Here is a 16,388-nt window from a genome sequence, read left to right as displayed (position 1 = left end):
AACTTATTGTTGATTGTCTGAATCAGGATTTACAGGATTAGAAAAGATTTGCAAGATTTTAACTCCTAAACTCTCTAACTCACAAACTAAAATCACCTTTCTAACTTCCAAACTTTTTAACTTTCTAACTCTATACTATGTTTATAGCTTAGTAAACGAACTATAGTTTGGAGAAGAAAAAACAGAAAACCTACACCCCGAAAGAAGCGCTGATAAAAGCCGCTGCCTATTGCGCCTACCAGGAACGCACCCAGCAGGAAGTGCGCACCAAACTCTATAGTTACGGCCTGGAGCCCGACGATGTGGAAGAACTGATTATACGCCTGAGCCAGGAGAAACTGATTGACGAAGAGCGCTATGCCGGAGCTTATGTGCGTGGAAAGTATAGCCTGAAAAAGTGGGGTCGCCGTAAAATTATGCAGGGCTTAAAAGCGAAAGGCATCTCAGATTACTGCATCAAACAAGGTATGAAAGAGATTGACCCCGAAATATATGAACAGAACCTACTGCACCTACTCGAAAAAAAGAACCAAACCGAGAAAGAGAAAAATCCCTTCACCCGCCGGCAAAAACTCAGTTACTATTTACTGAGCAAAGGCTATGAGAATGACCTGGTGCAGGATGCAATGAAGGGTTTGGAGTCTTGAGTAAGACGCTGAATTTATTTAAGCATAAGTTATATATTAGCTTATTGTCCACTTCTTTAAAACTGATTGAAACGTAGTTTGAGTGGGTTATAAACGAACATTATTTAACCGCTTTAACACTTCAACTTTATAACGAGAATGCTTAAGAAAGTATATATCTTTTCCTATTTTATATTAAATGGCTTTTCCAGAAACATGTATGATGATGGTTTTGCAGTTCAAAAAGCAATAAGTCTAATTGTTTTAATTCAATTTTTATGGCTAACTGCATTATTAACAATTTGGGGCTTTAAATTAGGACCAAGTTATTCTTCAATTTACGTTCTTGTAATGGGAGTTATCTTATATAAAACTAATTCTTATATATTATTAAAAAGAACAGACTTGCAACCTTTTTTAAAGCAATATGCCAAATTAACAATTCCAGTAAAGCTAATTTGGTGTTTCGTCTTACTTGCTTTGTGTGTTGGGGGCTGGCTTTTAATTTTGTATGTAGCTTCTTGAAGAAATTAAAAATTAAAAACACTATAAATAGGTTATATCATAAGCACATTTGATCATACCTACAAGTAAATAAGTATTCTTACATTCCCATACCTTATTAACTCAACCCCACTGCTATGCTTGAAACAACTTTACTTTTTATTGGCGGAATAGGCCCTATTGAGGTTGTACTGCTGCTACTTTTTGCAGTAGTGCCATTTACTTTGTGGCTTTGGGCTATCATCGACCTACTCCTAGGTAACTTTTCAGAAAATACAACAAAACTGATCTGGCTTGTGGTTGTGGCTTTTATACCTTTTTTGGGCGCTATACTTTACTTGTTGATAGGGAGAAGGCAAAAAGTTAGAACGATAAACTAGATACAGATTGTATAAAGTATAAGTATGCGCTATAGTACACTTATACTTTATATCACTATAGTTTGCGGGGCATCTCCGGGTTTTGGATACGGCGTTGCGGAATAAGTACAACACGCTTGCCCGTAATTTCTTCCAGCATCGGTTTCAGTATCTTTTCAGCATTCTCTTTCGTCTGGCGAAGTATACCAGAGTTCAGAGCAGCTCTTTTTACATTCTGCTCGGCATACTTAAAGCTTTCTTCTACCAGCTCCGCATCCTGGAAATATGTATTCTCTTTGCTGAAAACCTTCGATTGGCTGTGGTCCACTTTATAGTAGCAGATTTCCGGTTCGGGTAAGGCTATCTGAACTATAGAGTCGCCTTCAAACACAATATCACCCGCTTCAATTTTTGTAAAATCTACGCAACCAACTGCCTCGCCAGCCACAATCAGCACCACTTTAGAATCCGGTATGTACCGCGACACTTCCTTTTTATACTCCACTACATCTTTAAAATTGTAGCGCACCAGTTCCATTTTACCCAGCTCTTCTACTGATGTAAGTATGGTGTTATAGTTTACCGAAACAGCTGGTTCTTTTTTATCATCGCCAAAAAAGTCTTTAAAGCTGCGCCAGATGTAAATACCGGCTGTTATTACCAGTATCCAGGGTAGCAGGCGAATTAAAACTCGGAGTAAGGGCATGCAGATTTAGAGTTAAGTATAGGGTTTCAGAAATGAAACAGGGGTTTTATACTTATGGTTACAAAAACTGTTCCTGTTGCCAACTAAACCTTAATCCCCAAACGCTCTTTAAAACCGGCGTTGCCCTGCAAACCACCCGTATGGATAGCAACAATCCGTGTACCTTCCGGGAAGTAGCCTTTCGAGATCAGGTCGAATAAGCCATAAAACAGTTTACCAGTATAAACCGGCTCCAGCGGGATGTGGTGCTGCTTTTGAAACTCTTGTATAAAGTGCAACAATTCAGGTTTTACTTTGGCATAGCCCCCAAAATGGTAATCCGTGATGAGTTGCCAATTGCTATAGTATGCACCGCTATAGTTATAGACCAGTTGTTCAATCTCTTCTTTCAGAAAATCGCCGCCTTTTAGTGCTGGAAAACCGAGCACCTGTTTCTCTCCTTTTAAACCTGCAATAACACCGGCTATAGTTCCGCCTGTGCCACTTGCGCAACAGATCACGTCAAAATCTATAGTTACGTCTTCTAAAATTTCAGTGCAGCCTTTTACGGCCAGTTGGTTGGTACCGCCTTCGGGCACCAGGTAAGGTTGATTATACTTCTCGGCTAGTTCAGCTAAAAAAGCTGATTCAGATTTCTGCCGATATGCTTCACGGGTAACGTAGTGTAGTTCCATGCCTTGCGCTGTGGCAAATTGCAACGTAGGGTTAAGCGGCAAATGTTCTTCTCCGCGAATGATTCCTATAGTTTTAAAGCCAAATTCTGCTCCGGCGGCTGCGGTGGCAGCAATGTGGTTGGAGTAAGCACCGCCAAATGTAATTATAGTTTCTTTGCCCAGCGCTTTCGCTTCCTGCAGGTTATACTTCAGTTTTCGCCATTTATTGCCAGATATATGCGGGTGTAGCAGGTCTTCGCGCTTTACCCAAAGCGTAAGGTTATGCTGCTGCAAAAGCGGATGCTGTAGTTGCTGTAAGGGTGCCTGCATAAGGTATAGGTACGCAAAAGCCCCGGCTTTTTATAGTCGGGGCTTTTATAATTTAAACCATTGTATTGCGACGAAAGGAGAAATCTATTTAGAATTTGAGACAGATCTCTCACTATGTTCGTGATGACAAGAAAATCTATAGTTAAACAGCTATCGTTTCTTCTCTTTCCTTCTTTTTAAAGCTGTAAGCCACCGCACCAGCTAACACCAATAAAAGTAGTATAGAAGATACCAGCGAAATAGTATTACCTATAGCATAGGTCTTCGGCTCGAAACGGAACTCGATGGTGTGTTTACCAGCTGGTACCTGCATGGCGCGCAGAATATAGTCAGCGCGCAGGTGATCTACCGGCTTACCGTCTAAATATGCCTGCCAGCCTGCTTCGTAATAGATCTCCGAGAACACGACAAAACCTGGTTTCTCTGCCTGGTACTCGTATTTCAGATAGTCTGGCTCGTATGTGGCAAGTTTTATAGTTGCGTTGGCCGATGTATAGTTTTGCTCCTGAACCGGGAATTTAGCAACATCAACTATTGCTGTTTTGCCGGCATCAATATCACCTAAAGCTTCCAGTTCGGCATCTGGTGTGGTTACTTTCATGATATTATCTACAAACCAGGCATTTCCTAAGGCACCCGGCACACGCTGCACCGGCTCTTTCGGGTCGCCGGTAATGGCATAGCGCGTATTTAGCATTCGCAGCACTTCCAGGTTGTTCTGCGAGATATGACGATCGATCAAATCCTGGTAACGGCGCAGCTTGGCACCATGGTAACCACCCACATTTTTATGGAAGTATGAACTACGCGCGCTGTTAAACGGATTGGTCATATCAATAACACGGTAGCTCTTGTCTTTGTCCTGCAGAATGATCTGGTCAGCTGGCGATGGCTGGAAATAATTGGTAAGTACCTGATTTTTAAAGTCATCGCTTTCCAGGTAACGCTTGTCTACTGTCCAGAGGTCAACTAATACCAGCACCCCCACACCAGCTATAGCTATAGTTGCCGACAGCTTGTTTTTAACATAGAAGTACAGCACTCCCAGCGCCAGAACTATAAAAGCAAACGAGCGGAAGGCGTCAGATTTCATCATGCTTTCTCGGTCAGCACGGATGGCATCAAGCGGGAACTGTGCCTGCTGCAATTGTGCATCTACCACCGATGAGAAGCTGGCCATGCCGCCAAACAGCCAAACCAACAAGCAGATACCGGCCGTAATACCACCAGCAATCAGTAGTTTTCTGTCCAGTTCTTTTATAGTATCTCGGTCCCGGAAAACCCTCCAGAGTGCCAGCATCGCCAGCAATGGTATCGTTATCTGGGCAATTACCAGTGCCGATGCTACCGCCCTGAACTTGTTATACCCCGGGAAGTAATCGAACATAAAATAGTTGAAGGCTGAGAAGTTATGCCCCCAGGCCAGCACCAGCGAAAGTATAGTTCCGGCAACCAGCCAGCTTGTCCAGCGACGGTCAACTATAAACAGGCCCAGCACAAACAGGAAACAAATGATAGCGCCTACGTAAACCGGACCACTTGTCATGGGTTGTGCTCCCCAGTACGTTGGTATGCCCTGGCTTACGATCTGCTCGGCCTGCACCGGCGGCGCGCCCATGCCCACAAAGGCTTTATAGGTTTCAGAATCTTTGTCTAGAGGCGTGTTGCTGCTTCCGCCGTAAAAATCAGGTATAAGCAGGGTCATTGTTTCGGAGATGCCGTAGCTCCAGTTAAAGGCATATTCGCGATCCAGGCCAGAGCTTGTTTTGTCGCCGCTGTTTGGCGCTGTTAACTCAGATTTACCACGGATGCTGTATTTGCTATACTCAGCTGTTGTAGCCAGCCTTCCAAAGTTTACGCCTACTGCCAGCACAGCCGCCAGCAACAGCACAAAGCCACGCTTTACCAACTCTACTATAGTTCCGTTTTTTGCTGCATACACCAGCTCAATTATACCCCAAACTATAACCAGCAACAGCATATAATAGGTCATCTGCAGGTGGTTAAAGTGCAGGTTTAGTGTAAGGCCAAGCGCAAACAGGGCAGCTCCTATCCAAAGGTTTTTGCGCAGCGCATACAGCAGGCCGGCCAGCACCATTGGTATATAAGCTATAGTTAAAGATTTGGTATTGTGCCCTGCCTCCAGGATGATGATGTTATAAGACGTAAAACCAAACGCGATAGCACCAACTATAGCCAGCCACGAGCGCATGCCCAGTGTTACCAGCAAAATGTAGGCGCACAGCAGCGTTACAAATATGTTACCCGCCATAGCCGGCAGGTTAAGCGAAAGCACTGTATGAATTACCCCTGAAAGATCGCCGGGATAGCGCGTGTTGATGAGGTAAGACGGCATACCGCCAAACATGGAGTTGGTCCAGAGGGCTTCTTCGCCGGTCTTTTCGCGGTGGGCCATTATTTCCTGGGCACCACCCCTAAACTGCAGAATGTCGTGCTGCGCCATGCCTTTGTCTTCGAACACGACCGGGGCAAAATACACTGCCGTAAGTACCAAGAAAACAAGAACCGCGATCAGGTGAGGAAGTATGTCGCGTTTAAAGTTAATAGAAGCTGTCATATCTGTTTTAGATGCGTCAATATAGAGCTTGAAAGATATGACTTTTATTTTATTTCTGCATTATGAGCGCCTGCAGTAGCCATTTTTAAACTATAAACTATAGCCTGTTAAATCCCTCGCTCGCGGGACGCGAGCGAGGGCGATCACAAAACAAAAACGGCAGAAACGATTTTACCTGTTCCTGCCGCTTCTTATAGTTTATAAACTATAATTTACCTGGTTCTGGCACCACGACCGCCACCAAAGTTTGCCTGCAGGCCAATAGATGGGATAACTGTTACGCCCGAAAAATCAAACTGCTTGCCTTCCAGGAAATCATACGTGCCATAGTCCTGGTAATACATGGTAAGCGAGGGCAGCACATACAAAAACTTAAACCCGATCTTACCATTCACGAACAGACCAAACGACGGGAAATTCTTTTTGGCATAAACCCCTTCTACCGGCACTCTGTCGCCACCAACATCTTTTACAATACGACTCGGGTCGAAACCATACTTTATAAAGGTGTGGTTGTAAACCGGGCCAAACGAAATATTACCGATCTCTTCTTCAGGGCCAAACGATTTACTGAACACCAACGGAATAACTATATCGCGACGTGTTGCCGAAAACTCCAGTACCGGTATCAGTTTGTCTAAGTATAGTTTATCAAAAATGCCGGAACTCTGCCCGGAATACTGCAAGCCTATGCTCCCATACCAATCGCCAACGCCGGGGTTCTCTGGTGTTCCGGTCGGGCCCATAAACTGGTACATGGCATCAAAAACGTGCACGCCGGTCGCGTATTTGTAGCCCACATCCACACGCTCGGCCACCCCGTAGCGCAGGTAAAAATCAAAGGTAGTACCTACCGGGTCCAGGGCATAGGCCACCAACGCTTTCGAGGCCACATCAATCTGCTCGCTGTATTCTACTTCTTCTTTGTTGGCGATGGCATCAACGGCGGCTTCAGTAATATCATCGAGCTGGGCAATTGGTTCGCTGGCAATGTTACCCCCCATGTTAAAACCAGCTTTAAACTGGCCTTTTGGTGTTACTTTACCTGAGTGTATAACCGAACGCGGCGCCGTACAGCTGGCCACTGAACCAGCCATTACTAACGCGAAAAAATAGAGGTAGAATTGCTTCCGCATAAACTGCTTTTTTTGATTGAAGTATAAACTAAAATTAAGGAAAAAAGCAGCACACAAGTATCGTGCCTGCGAAAACAAATTGTACGAAATCGGGCTTATTTTACTTCTTCGTAATCCACATATTCGCCACCCGTAAAATCTTTGCGGTCAGGCTGGTTCGGGATGTAATCTATTTTGATATCAGCTTTTGCTCTTCCGTTGCTGTGGCTGTTTGGCTGCGGACGTGGCGGCTGTTGCATGTTGGTAAAGAAGGTACCGTTACGCATGCTTCGTTTTATGAACATCCCCAGCAAAAAACGGAATAAGGTTGGCGCTACCAACCTGAAAAACATGATAACGAGAATACTGATTATGATGAACTTGATCATTTATTTCTGAGTTAATTACCTGGCTCGGGTATAGTTTATAGTTACTTATACTACACAACTCCCTTGCCAAAAGTTTAGTACCTGACAGTTTGCCAGCCATTTTAAGCAAAGGTATAACATTTGTTTTTAAAGGCCGAAGCAATGGCTATCAGGTTATATTTTATCTTTTCCAACTCCAAACATCATCCTAAATAGCGTAATTTTGCAGCCTGCTTTCAGTTTATAGTTCAAGTTGATAGCGCTTTTATAGTTACCGGCAACACAAATGCTTTCAGACAAAAAATATACCTGGCGGAATGTGCACGTAGCCCTGGGCTTATACCTGGGGTTGGCCATGCTGCTTTATACCATTACCCGCGTACTTTTCTTTGTTTTAAACAGAGAAATGTTTGAGGCTACAACTATAGCCGACTTTGCTTCCCTGTTACTTCCCGGCCTGCGCTTCGATCTGTCGGCGGTGCTATATACCAATTTGCTGTTTATGGCGCTGATGCTGCTTCCGTTCAGGTTCCGGTATAACACAGGCTACCAAAAACTGCTGCAGTATATTTTTATAGTTACCAACAGCATTGCCCTCTCCGCCAACCTTATCGATATCGTTTATTACCGCTATACTTTGCGCCGCACCACCTGGAGCGTACTACAAGAATTTGCCAACGAAAATGGCGGTGCACTGGCCGGCAGTTTTATAGTTGATTTCTGGTATATCCCGCTTATCTGGCTGCTGCTGGTAGGGCTAATGGTGTGGCTCTATAACCGGATTAAGCTACAGTCGCCACCACGGATATCGTCGTGGGTCTATTACCCGGCACACACAGCCGTTATGGGCCTGGCCGTTTTTCTGGCAATTGCCGGTATGCGCGGCGGTTTTGCACACAGCACACGCCCTATTACCCTGAGCAATGCCGGCGAGTATGTAAAGCGGCCCAACGAAATGTACCTGGTGCTCAACACGCCTTTTTCGATGCTGCGCACCATCGGTAAAACCAACTATAGCAAGGTCAGTTATTTTGATGAGCAGCAACTAGACTCTATTTATTCGCCTATTCATATTCCTGCCGATACAGCTGCTTTTCGAAAGAAAAATGTGGTGATCATCGTGCTGGAGAGTTTTGGGAAGGAAGCCATGGGCGGCTATAACCCTACCCGCTTAGGTAAAGACGGCTACCAGAGTTTTACCCCGTTCCTGGACCAGCTTATGCAGCAAAGCAAAATATACTGGCACTCGTTTGCGAATGGTAAAAAGTCTATTGATGCGCTGCCGGCCATACTTACCAGCATCCCAAGTATACAGGAGCCCTTTGTACTTACGCCCTATGCCAGCAACAACCTGCCAAGTTTACCACGCACCCTGAATGCGGAAGGCTATCATACAGCTTTCTTTCATGGGGCACCAAACGGTTCTATGGGCTTCAAAGCGTTCATGAATTTGATAGGTGTGCAGGAATACTATGGCAAGGATGAGTATAACAACGATGCTGACTTTGATGGGATATGGGGAATCTGGGACGAGGAGTTTCTGCAATTCACTGCCAATAAACTGAGTACATTTCCAGAGCCATTTATGGGCACGGTTTTCACGTTATCATCGCACCACCCTTACAAAGTACCCGAGCGCTATGCAGGCAAGTTTAAGCAAGGTCCGCTACCTTTATTTCAGGGCATCAACTATACCGATATGGCGCTTCGCAAATTCTTTGAGAAAGCCAGCAAAATGCCCTGGTATAACAATACGCTTTTCGTGATTACAGCTGACCATGCCGGCAGTCCGCGCCATTACCCGGAGTACAACACCGACTGGGGTGCTTTTGCTGCACCTATTCTGTTTTACGCACCCGGCGATGCTGATTTTAAAGGAACTGAGCCCCGCGTAGTACAGCAACTCGACATTATGCCCACTATACTTGGCTACCTGAACTATAGCAAACCTTACTTTTCGTTCGGTAAGAACATGCTGAATAATATGGCTCAGGATTTTGCGGTAAGCTACAACGCAGGTGTGTACCAATGGATAGAGGATGACCTGCTCCTACAGTTCGACGGTAACAGAACGATAGCGCTCTACAATTACCAACAGGACATCATGCTGAAACAGGATTTGAAAGATACTCTCCCTGAAAAGCGCCAGCAACTTGAGAATCGGGTAAAAGCCTTCATCCAGCAATACAACAACCGCATGATCGGGAATAAGCTGCAAGTGGAGTAATTGTCTGGATCAGGATTTAGTTGATTTAAAAGGATAGGCAGGATATTGGTTTGAACTTCTTAGCGTTCGGAACTCCTGCGAGTGTCTTTATAGTTGGCATTTTACCTCACCCCGGCCCTCTCCTAAAAGGAGAGGGAGTTGATGCCTTTGCTATAGTTGAAAGCATAGTTTTATAGTTGCAGTCCATCTACGGAATTATAGTTAAGATCAATTTCGAAGCGAGCAAGTTCAAACTATAGTTAGTAGTGAATAGTAGAAAGATATCAGTCTTTGGGTTGAGCGCCTTTGACTTGTTGCGGTGCCGATAGGCAATCCGAGGCACGAGGATAGCAAGAAGGCAGCAGCGCGATGCCCGAAGACGGGGCCTCCCGGCCGTGAGGGAGCCAAAGCTCACTTGAAACGATGGGTGACTAAAGCTCCCAGGAATAAAGGAAGTTTGAAAGGAAGGCTTGGCTCAAGATGCAACTATAGTTAACTAAAAGCTGGTACAGATTTCTCCTAACGTCAAAATGACAAAAGAAAAACTATAAGACCCATAAGATCCCTCACAGCTACGCTGGCTCTTTTCGACGCTAGTCTCAATAATGCTCGAAATTACATTATACCTACTCCCCTCTTTCAAACTTTACCATTACAAAACACAAACCGGTTATAACTTTGATTAGGGTGGCTTGTTTCATAACTTTGCACCCGCATTACAGATTAGAAAAATGAAAGTTGTAAATATAACATTTAAGTTCGCTGATGGCGCCCCGGACCAAACACACCCTGCCGTAGAAGGCGAGTCGGTGCTGGATGTGGCCCTGAACAACGATATAAAACTACAGCACAACTGTGGCGGCGTTTGTGGTTGCAGCACCTGCCATGTGTATGTAGAGGCCGGCATGAACGACCTGCCTGAAATATCAGACAAAGAAGAAGACTACATTGACCGTGCCGTGGACCCGCGCATTAACTCCCGACTGGGTTGCCAGTGCGTGGTGCAGGGCAACGAAGACATTGTAGTTACTATACCGGAGCAGGATTTCCTGGGCCATTAAAATAAATTGTTGAATGGCCGGATGGTTACACTGCTGCGCTGCGTAAAAAGTAGCCCACAGCAAATTAACCAACTAGCCATATAACTATAAACCATTGAAAGAACGATTATGAGCTACGAGCCACCAATACACTGGAACGACCACGAAGATATAGCCATGGCACTTTACGAAAAGTTTGGCGACGACTTCACCGAATCAAAAATTTACCGTGTACGCTTTACCGAATTGCTGGACTGGATACTGACGCTACCAAACTTTGAAGGTACGCGCGAGCAAGCCAACGAAGGGCACCTGGAGCAGATACAGGCAGCATGGGTATATGAGTGGCGCGACAACCAGGATTAAGGCCAAAAACAGGCTACGTCCTATCTTAATATTAAATATTTTCTATACATTTAAAGGTTCTTTCACGAGAGCCTTTTTTTGTTTTCAAGAGCTATGTCGATTACTCAACCAGACCTTACCCGCATAAATACCTTTATTTTTGACGTGGACGGTGTACTGACAGACGGATTCCTGTACGTATTTGCTGACGGCGAGCAGGTCCGCGCCTTCAATATCAAAGACGGTTTTGCCATTAAACACGCCATCCGGCAGGGTTACCGCGTAGCCATTATCTCGGGTAAAAATGAGCCCGGTGTGCGCAACCGCCTCGAAGACCTGGGCATTGAAGACATTTTCCTGGGCATTGAAGACAAAGTAGACACCTTTGAAGACTACCTGTACATGCAGGGCATTCATCCGGCCACAGTAGCGTATATGGGCGACGACATGCCCGACCTGGAGGTAATGCAACGTTGCGGCCTGCGTGCCTGCCCCGCCGATGCTGCCGACGATATTAAAGAAATAAGCACTTACATAGCAGTAAAAGATGGCGGCCGCGGAGCTGTTCGGGAGCTGATTGAGAAGATAATGAAAGCACAGGATACCTGGTAAAAACTATACTTATACTTTTCTGAGATTTTTAAGCAGAATTTTTATTATCTCAACTTGCATATATATAATTTAAGTTTATCTTTACATCAATTTAATTTTATTACAATAATTAATTCTTTATGAAAACAGGAAAAGTAAAGTTTTTTATTGAGTCTAAAGGTTTTGGTTTCATTACTGAAGACGAAACAAATGAAGATTTCTTTGTGCACATCACTGGCCTGAACGGTCTGCAGATACAGCAGAACGACCGCGTAACGTTCGATACGCAGGAAGGCAAAAAAGGAATCAATGCTGTAAACGTACAAAGAATCTGATTTAGATATACTTTACAGTTACAGAAGAAGCCCCTCCTTACAGGGGCTTTTTTTGTGGCCCAACTATAGTTTTGCGTAACCGCTGCCCGTGCCCTACCTTTACAGTTTATAGCTATAGTTTACCTGCACCGTGAAAGCCTTTTTAAACCTTGTCCGCTTCCCTAACCTGGTACTTATTGTGCTAAGCCAGGCATTGGCACAGGCATGTTTACTTTCGCCGGGCATTATGTGGTCAAAAGTGCTGGAGCCTGCTTTTGGGTTGCTTACACTTTCTACGGTTTTAATTGCTGCGGCCGGCTATATCATCAACGATTATTACGATGTAAAAATAGATGCCATTAACAAACCGGGGCGTTTGGTGGTGGGCACTGTTATACGCAGGCGGCCGGCCATGTTTGCGCACCTGGTGTTATCGTTACTGGGCATTGCTATCGGGTTCTGGCTATACTTACCTATTGGTTTGATAAATACAGGCGCTGTATTGCTTCTGTGGGGATACTCTGCAAGGCTAAAAAAACTACCGCTGGTAGGCAATGTAGTTATTGCGTTGCTGTCAGCCTCTATGTTGCTGGTAGTAGCCGTGCACGACGACCGGCTGAACCGCATTACACTGGGCTATGCATTTTTTGCCTTTCTTATTTCGCTTATCCGCGAGATCATCAAAGATATGGAAGACATGAAAGGCGACGCTTCGTTTGATTGCCACACGCTGCCTATTGTACTGGGCATCCGGAACACAAAACTGGTTCTTTACCCCATCATCGCCATTTTCTTTGCCTTTGTCATTATTGTTACACTGCATAGCCGCACCACACTTATTTTTGATGTGTATATGCTGTTGCTGGTAATGCTGCCCTCTATATGGCTAACTATAAAACTTGCCCGCGCCGACCGCAAACGCGACTTCACGTACCTGAGCAACCTGAATAAACTGATTATGCTTACGGGTATACTTTCGATGCTGCTGGTTGGATAAAAAAATTGCCCAACCTTAACTGGCCGGGCAATTTTATATCAAAACAACTAAAGCAAACTTATTACTGCACTATAAATCGTAAGGCGGCGGCATCGCCATCTTTTATCACTTTTACAAAATATAAGCCTTTGCCAAACCGGCGGGTATCTATAGTTGTGGTTCCGCTGATTTTACTGGCGCTGTATACGCTGCGGCCCAGCATATCTACTACATGCATTTCGGCGTTGCGTAGCTGGCCAAGGTCCACGTTTATAGTTCCGGACGAGATGGTAGGGTAAGCCATAATGCGGGTATCAGCAATCATGTCGTCGGTGCCGGCCACTGTAGATACACGCGTAGCTTCTGTTTTTGTAGCAATTACGTTATCATCGTCGCGCAGCAGATCGAGCCTGTATTTGTAAATACCTGCCTGCGTAAAGGTTACTCTAAAATACTCCTGACTATTGGCAAGCGCTTTGCCGCCCTGTGGGCCAACTATAGCAACACCTTCGGCATTAAACGTTACCGGCTCCCAGGTTGTGCCCGAAGCATCCAGGGCGTGCTCCATGGTAAAATTCTGCCGCTGCGCAGGGTCAGCCAGCGTAATTTTTACATTTACTTTTTCTCCGGCTCTGTCGCCGGCAGTAATAAATATATCCCAGCTTGCCTGATTGTTAACAGATAAGTCTGGTATTACATCCAGGGTGCCGTCTATAGTTGGTTCGTTAAACAGCACTGCCGCGTTGGCAGATGTAGCAGAAAGAGGGGCAGCTGCCTTTTGCGCATTGGCGGTGCCAAAAAACAACATGGTAGCGCTTAGCGCCAAAGCAATACGTAAAGTTGATTTCATATGGTATTCCCAAAAACTTGATCAATAAAAAGCCACACCTGCAGAACACAAGTGCATTTGCCCGTTTTTACGTAACTTTTAATTTAAAGCTGAAAAAAATCGCAAAAAATTTCGATATAGCGCTATAACTATATCATAACCATAGAAATACGCTTTTTCGGTAGTACCATAAATTTAAAATCCAGGTAAATTATCAGGTATAGGTGTAATAACCGGAGCTATAAAACGGCCAACTATAGCCATACAAACCAGCATGTTATACCTTAATAAGAATATAAGAGTATAAACAGCAACAAAACGACAGGTACATGATCAACAAAAATTCTGGTGCAGAAGAGTTCAGGCAGTTGGTGGCGTCGCCGGCTAAGTTCCGGCTGTTTATGCTGGCCAAACTGCCCATGGCCTACATGGCCGACCTGCGGGTTACCAATTTAACCAACGAGCGCGCCACGGTAACTATACCTTACAAATACCTGAACAAAAACCCGTTTAACTCAATCTACTTTGCCTGTCTGAGCATGGCTGCCGAACTCTCGACGGGGGTGTTGTGCATGATGCATACGTATAAAGCCGACCCCGCCGTGTCGATGCTGGTGGTGCACATGGACGCTGATTTTACGAAAAAAGCTACAGGCAAAATAACCTTTATGTGCGAAGACGGCCGTCGCATACTGGAAGCTGCCGAACATACTAAACTTACCGGCGAAGGAGTAACTATAACGGCTACAAGCATTGGCCTGGATGAAAGTGGCGCGCAGGTGGCAGAGTTCCGGTTTACGTGGTCGTTAAAAGCGAAAAGCAAGCTGCTCAGTTAGTAAAAAGTGCCGTGGAGCAAAGCGCGGATCTCAGGTTAAATATCCTGTTGGGGCAATATTTAAAAATAAAACCTGCCAGATATCCTTTTCTTTATAAATTTTTGTATATTAGATAAAAATATTGTCCACTAATCGTTCCACAAGTATAAAACACAATTACTCCTGCTATGCTTACTTATAAAACACTCCTTAAAACCAGCTGCGCGGCCCTTTGCCTGCTCCTGTTGTGCGGCAACACCACTTTTGCCCAGAAAAAAGAAAAGATACAGATGAAACCTACCGACGGAAAAGTAAGCTCTTCTGTAAGAAGCCAGGCATATTATTACCCGGAGTTCCAGAAAGGTAAGGTTACGTTTATTTCGGGGGTAACCAGCACAGGTACGTTAAACTATAACATGCTAACCGGCGAGGTAGAGTTTATAAACCCGGACAAAGACACGCTGGCACTGGATAACATGTACACCGTGAACATGATAACTATAGCAAAAGACACTTTTTACTACGACACCGACAGCAATTATTTACTGAAACTGGTGGATGAAGTGAAAGGCAAAAAACTGCTTGTTAAGGAAAAATACACGCTTTCGAACGTAAAAAATGTAGGCGCTATGGGCATGGAATCTAACACGGTATCGCCGACAAGCACTACCAATACAGATTTCAGAAATACCCAGAACAAGTTAAAACCAAACGAAAGCCTGGTTTACTCGGCCAAAACGTACTATTACCTGGGTACCCAGAGCGAGTATATGCCAGTTACCAAGAACAATGTGCTAAAGCTGTTCCCAGCGCACTCTGAAACTCTGAAAGAGTACATGAAAGAAAATAAGCTGACGCTGAACAACGAAGAAGAAATTAAAAAGGTGTTCCAGTACGCCTCCAGCCTGTAAACTATAGTTAGCTGCTTAAAAGCAGGCTACTTTACACCTAATACTTGAAACAAGTGCAGTTGGCTTTAGCTGGCTGCACTTGTTTTTTTATGCACCTTATATACAGCAAATAGTATATCTTTACCTGCTCCTGATTATCCTGAATCAGATTATAAATTCCCTAAACACCTATCACATGAGAAAACACTTTTTTGTAATGGCTACGCTGGCTTTAATGGCCACTGCCTGCGGCGAAACAGCTGAAACGCACACAGAAACTGAAACTATAGTTACCGAAGAAACCACCACCCCAACAGATTCTGTATCGGCTACTGAGGTAGACAATACGACTGTGGAGATCGAGAAAGCATCAGCGGAAGTGGATTCATTGTTAAACGAGATCTAATTTATACCGACATGAGAAAGGTAACCAGAACGATAGGAGTAGCATTTGTACTTGGTTTGTCTGTTTTAGCTACATCCGTAGTTTATGCACAAGGCAAAGGCCATGCTAAAAAAGAAGAGCAGGAAACAACCGAGCAGCAGAAAGGAAAATCGGAAGAAGCGCGCGAGCGTCGCCATAAGCCTAGCAGCATAAAAGATGTTGTGGAGAGCAAAAGAGAAGAAGCAAAAGCTAAAGGAGCGCAAAAAGACCACAAAAACGCTGCTACAGAACACCGCAAACCCGAAAAAGAAAATAATGGCAATGCTTACGGCAAAAACAAAGGCGAACTGAGTGGCCGTGAGTTTGGCCAGGCCAGGGCCGCACAGGCACAGTTAACCGCCGAAGAACGCAAAGAGAACCTGGGCAAAGCCGTTGAAGATGGCGATAAAAAGGTAAAAGAATCAAAAGAAAAGATTGCGCGCGCGAAGGAGGCTCTGGAAAAAGATAAAAAAGACAAAAAGCTGACGGACGCCGGATATAACGAGAAAAAAGCCCGTATAGAGCGTGCTGAAAAAGCAGTGCAAGTGCTGGAAGAAAAAGTAAATGCTGCCAAAACTATAGTTACGGTAGAGTAACCCAACAATAAAAACTATACATTAAGCCTGCAACTATAACACTGGTTGCAGGCTTATTTTATTTACCTGCCCAAACTATAGTAAATCTAAATTAAAACTGCACAGGAGCAGGCCATAGTTAGC

General features: G+C 44.6%; 19 protein-coding genes. 13 read left to right on the top strand and 6 right to left on the bottom strand.

Annotated elements, in window-relative coordinates; genetic code table 11:
* The first annotated feature begins 167 nt into the window (after positions 1–167).
* The 3 genes from GWO68_RS13130 to GWO68_RS18055 all read left to right on the top strand — a co-directional run bounded on the left by GWO68_RS13130 (position 168) and on the right by GWO68_RS18055 (position 1,510).
* A complete protein-coding gene (locus tag GWO68_RS13130; protein WP_162346909.1) occupies positions 168–647 on the top strand; it encodes a regulatory protein RecX in 480 nt (159 codons plus the stop codon).
* 138 nt (positions 648–785) lie between these two features.
* Positions 786–1,151 (top strand): hypothetical protein, encoded by a 366-nt coding sequence (locus tag GWO68_RS13125; RefSeq protein ID WP_162346908.1) that lies wholly within the window; start codon positions 786–788, stop codon positions 1,149–1,151.
* Between the two features lie 116 nt (positions 1,152–1,267).
* Positions 1,268–1,510: a PLD nuclease N-terminal domain-containing protein gene (locus tag GWO68_RS18055; protein ID WP_162346907.1), complete on the top strand. Its 243-nt coding sequence runs from the start codon at positions 1,268–1,270 to the stop codon at positions 1,508–1,510.
* A gap of 55 nt (positions 1,511–1,565) precedes the next feature.
* Here the strand turns inward: GWO68_RS18055 and GWO68_RS13115 are convergent, their stop codons facing one another.
* From GWO68_RS13115 to GWO68_RS13095, 5 genes are all read right to left on the bottom strand, one after another.
* Positions 1,566–2,195, bottom strand: coding sequence for a DUF4230 domain-containing protein (locus tag GWO68_RS13115; protein ID WP_162346906.1), 630 nt, complete (start codon positions 2,193–2,195; stop codon positions 1,566–1,568).
* Between the two features lie 83 nt (positions 2,196–2,278).
* Positions 2,279–3,178, bottom strand: coding sequence for a 1-aminocyclopropane-1-carboxylate deaminase/D-cysteine desulfhydrase (locus tag GWO68_RS13110; RefSeq protein WP_162346905.1), 900 nt, complete (start codon positions 3,176–3,178; stop codon positions 2,279–2,281).
* 142 nt (positions 3,179–3,320) lie between these two features.
* Positions 3,321–5,756 carry a YfhO family protein gene (locus GWO68_RS13105; RefSeq protein WP_162346904.1) on the bottom strand — a complete coding sequence of 812 codons (2,436 nt, stop codon included), beginning with the start codon at positions 5,754–5,756 and terminating at the stop codon, positions 3,321–3,323.
* A 212-nt stretch (positions 5,757–5,968) separates the two neighbouring features.
* Entirely contained in the window at positions 5,969–6,892 is a 924-nt protein-coding gene (locus tag GWO68_RS13100) for a hypothetical protein (RefSeq protein WP_162346903.1), read from the bottom strand.
* A gap of 95 nt (positions 6,893–6,987) precedes the next feature.
* On the bottom strand, positions 6,988–7,260 hold the full coding sequence (locus GWO68_RS13095) for a DUF4834 family protein (RefSeq protein WP_162346902.1): 273 nt from the start codon (positions 7,258–7,260) through the stop codon (positions 6,988–6,990).
* Positions 7,261–7,525: 265 nt separating this feature from the next.
* Here GWO68_RS13095 and GWO68_RS13090 point away from each other — a divergent pair, with 265 nt between their 5' ends.
* The 6 genes from GWO68_RS13090 (at position 7,526) to GWO68_RS13065 (ending at position 12,732) form a co-directional block, all read left to right on the top strand.
* Positions 7,526–9,466 carry an LTA synthase family protein gene (locus GWO68_RS13090; protein WP_162346901.1) on the top strand — a complete coding sequence of 647 codons (1,941 nt, stop codon included), beginning with the start codon at positions 7,526–7,528 and terminating at the stop codon, positions 9,464–9,466.
* A 710-nt stretch (positions 9,467–10,176) separates the two neighbouring features.
* The gene (locus GWO68_RS13085; protein WP_162346900.1) at positions 10,177–10,506 is read left to right on the top strand and encodes a 2Fe-2S iron-sulfur cluster-binding protein; all 330 of its coding nucleotides are present in this window, start codon (positions 10,177–10,179) and stop codon (positions 10,504–10,506) included.
* 108 nt (positions 10,507–10,614) lie between these two features.
* Complete coding sequence (iscX, locus tag GWO68_RS13080; RefSeq protein ID WP_162346899.1) at positions 10,615–10,851, top strand: Fe-S cluster assembly protein IscX; 237 nt, start codon at positions 10,615–10,617, stop codon at positions 10,849–10,851.
* Between the two features lie 93 nt (positions 10,852–10,944).
* Entirely contained in the window at positions 10,945–11,442 is a 498-nt protein-coding gene (locus GWO68_RS13075; RefSeq protein ID WP_162346898.1) for a KdsC family phosphatase, read from the top strand.
* Between the two features lie 119 nt (positions 11,443–11,561).
* Entirely contained in the window at positions 11,562–11,756 is a 195-nt protein-coding gene (locus GWO68_RS13070) for a cold-shock protein (protein ID WP_162346897.1), read from the top strand.
* Positions 11,757–11,886: 130 nt separating this feature from the next.
* Positions 11,887–12,732, top strand: coding sequence for a geranylgeranylglycerol-phosphate geranylgeranyltransferase (locus GWO68_RS13065; protein ID WP_162346896.1), 846 nt, complete (start codon positions 11,887–11,889; stop codon positions 12,730–12,732).
* A 61-nt stretch (positions 12,733–12,793) separates the two neighbouring features.
* Here GWO68_RS13065 and GWO68_RS13060 read toward each other — a convergent pair whose 3' ends face one another.
* Positions 12,794–13,561, bottom strand: coding sequence for a T9SS type A sorting domain-containing protein (locus tag GWO68_RS13060; protein WP_162346895.1), 768 nt, complete (start codon positions 13,559–13,561; stop codon positions 12,794–12,796).
* 308 nt (positions 13,562–13,869) lie between these two features.
* Here GWO68_RS13060 and GWO68_RS13055 point away from each other — a divergent pair, with 308 nt between their 5' ends.
* The 4 genes from GWO68_RS13055 to GWO68_RS13040 all read left to right on the top strand — a co-directional run bounded on the left by GWO68_RS13055 (position 13,870) and on the right by GWO68_RS13040 (position 16,265).
* Positions 13,870–14,376, top strand: coding sequence for a PaaI family thioesterase (locus tag GWO68_RS13055; protein WP_235942062.1), 507 nt, complete (start codon positions 13,870–13,872; stop codon positions 14,374–14,376).
* Positions 14,377–14,543: 167 nt separating this feature from the next.
* Positions 14,544–15,266 carry a hypothetical protein gene (locus GWO68_RS13050; RefSeq protein ID WP_162346894.1) on the top strand — a complete coding sequence of 241 codons (723 nt, stop codon included), beginning with the start codon at positions 14,544–14,546 and terminating at the stop codon, positions 15,264–15,266.
* A 175-nt stretch (positions 15,267–15,441) separates the two neighbouring features.
* Positions 15,442–15,651: a hypothetical protein gene (locus GWO68_RS13045; protein ID WP_162346893.1), complete on the top strand. Its 210-nt coding sequence runs from the start codon at positions 15,442–15,444 to the stop codon at positions 15,649–15,651.
* A gap of 11 nt (positions 15,652–15,662) precedes the next feature.
* Entirely contained in the window at positions 15,663–16,265 is a 603-nt protein-coding gene (locus GWO68_RS13040) for a hypothetical protein (RefSeq protein ID WP_162346892.1), read from the top strand.
* The last annotated feature ends 123 nt before the right edge of the window (positions 16,266–16,388 follow it).

Source organism: Pontibacter fetidus (genome assembly GCF_010119545.1).
GTDB lineage: Bacteria > Bacteroidota > Bacteroidia > Cytophagales > Hymenobacteraceae > Pontibacter > Pontibacter fetidus.
Note: the sequence above shows the minus strand (reverse complement) of the source record. Positions and strands in the feature narration are given on the sequence as shown.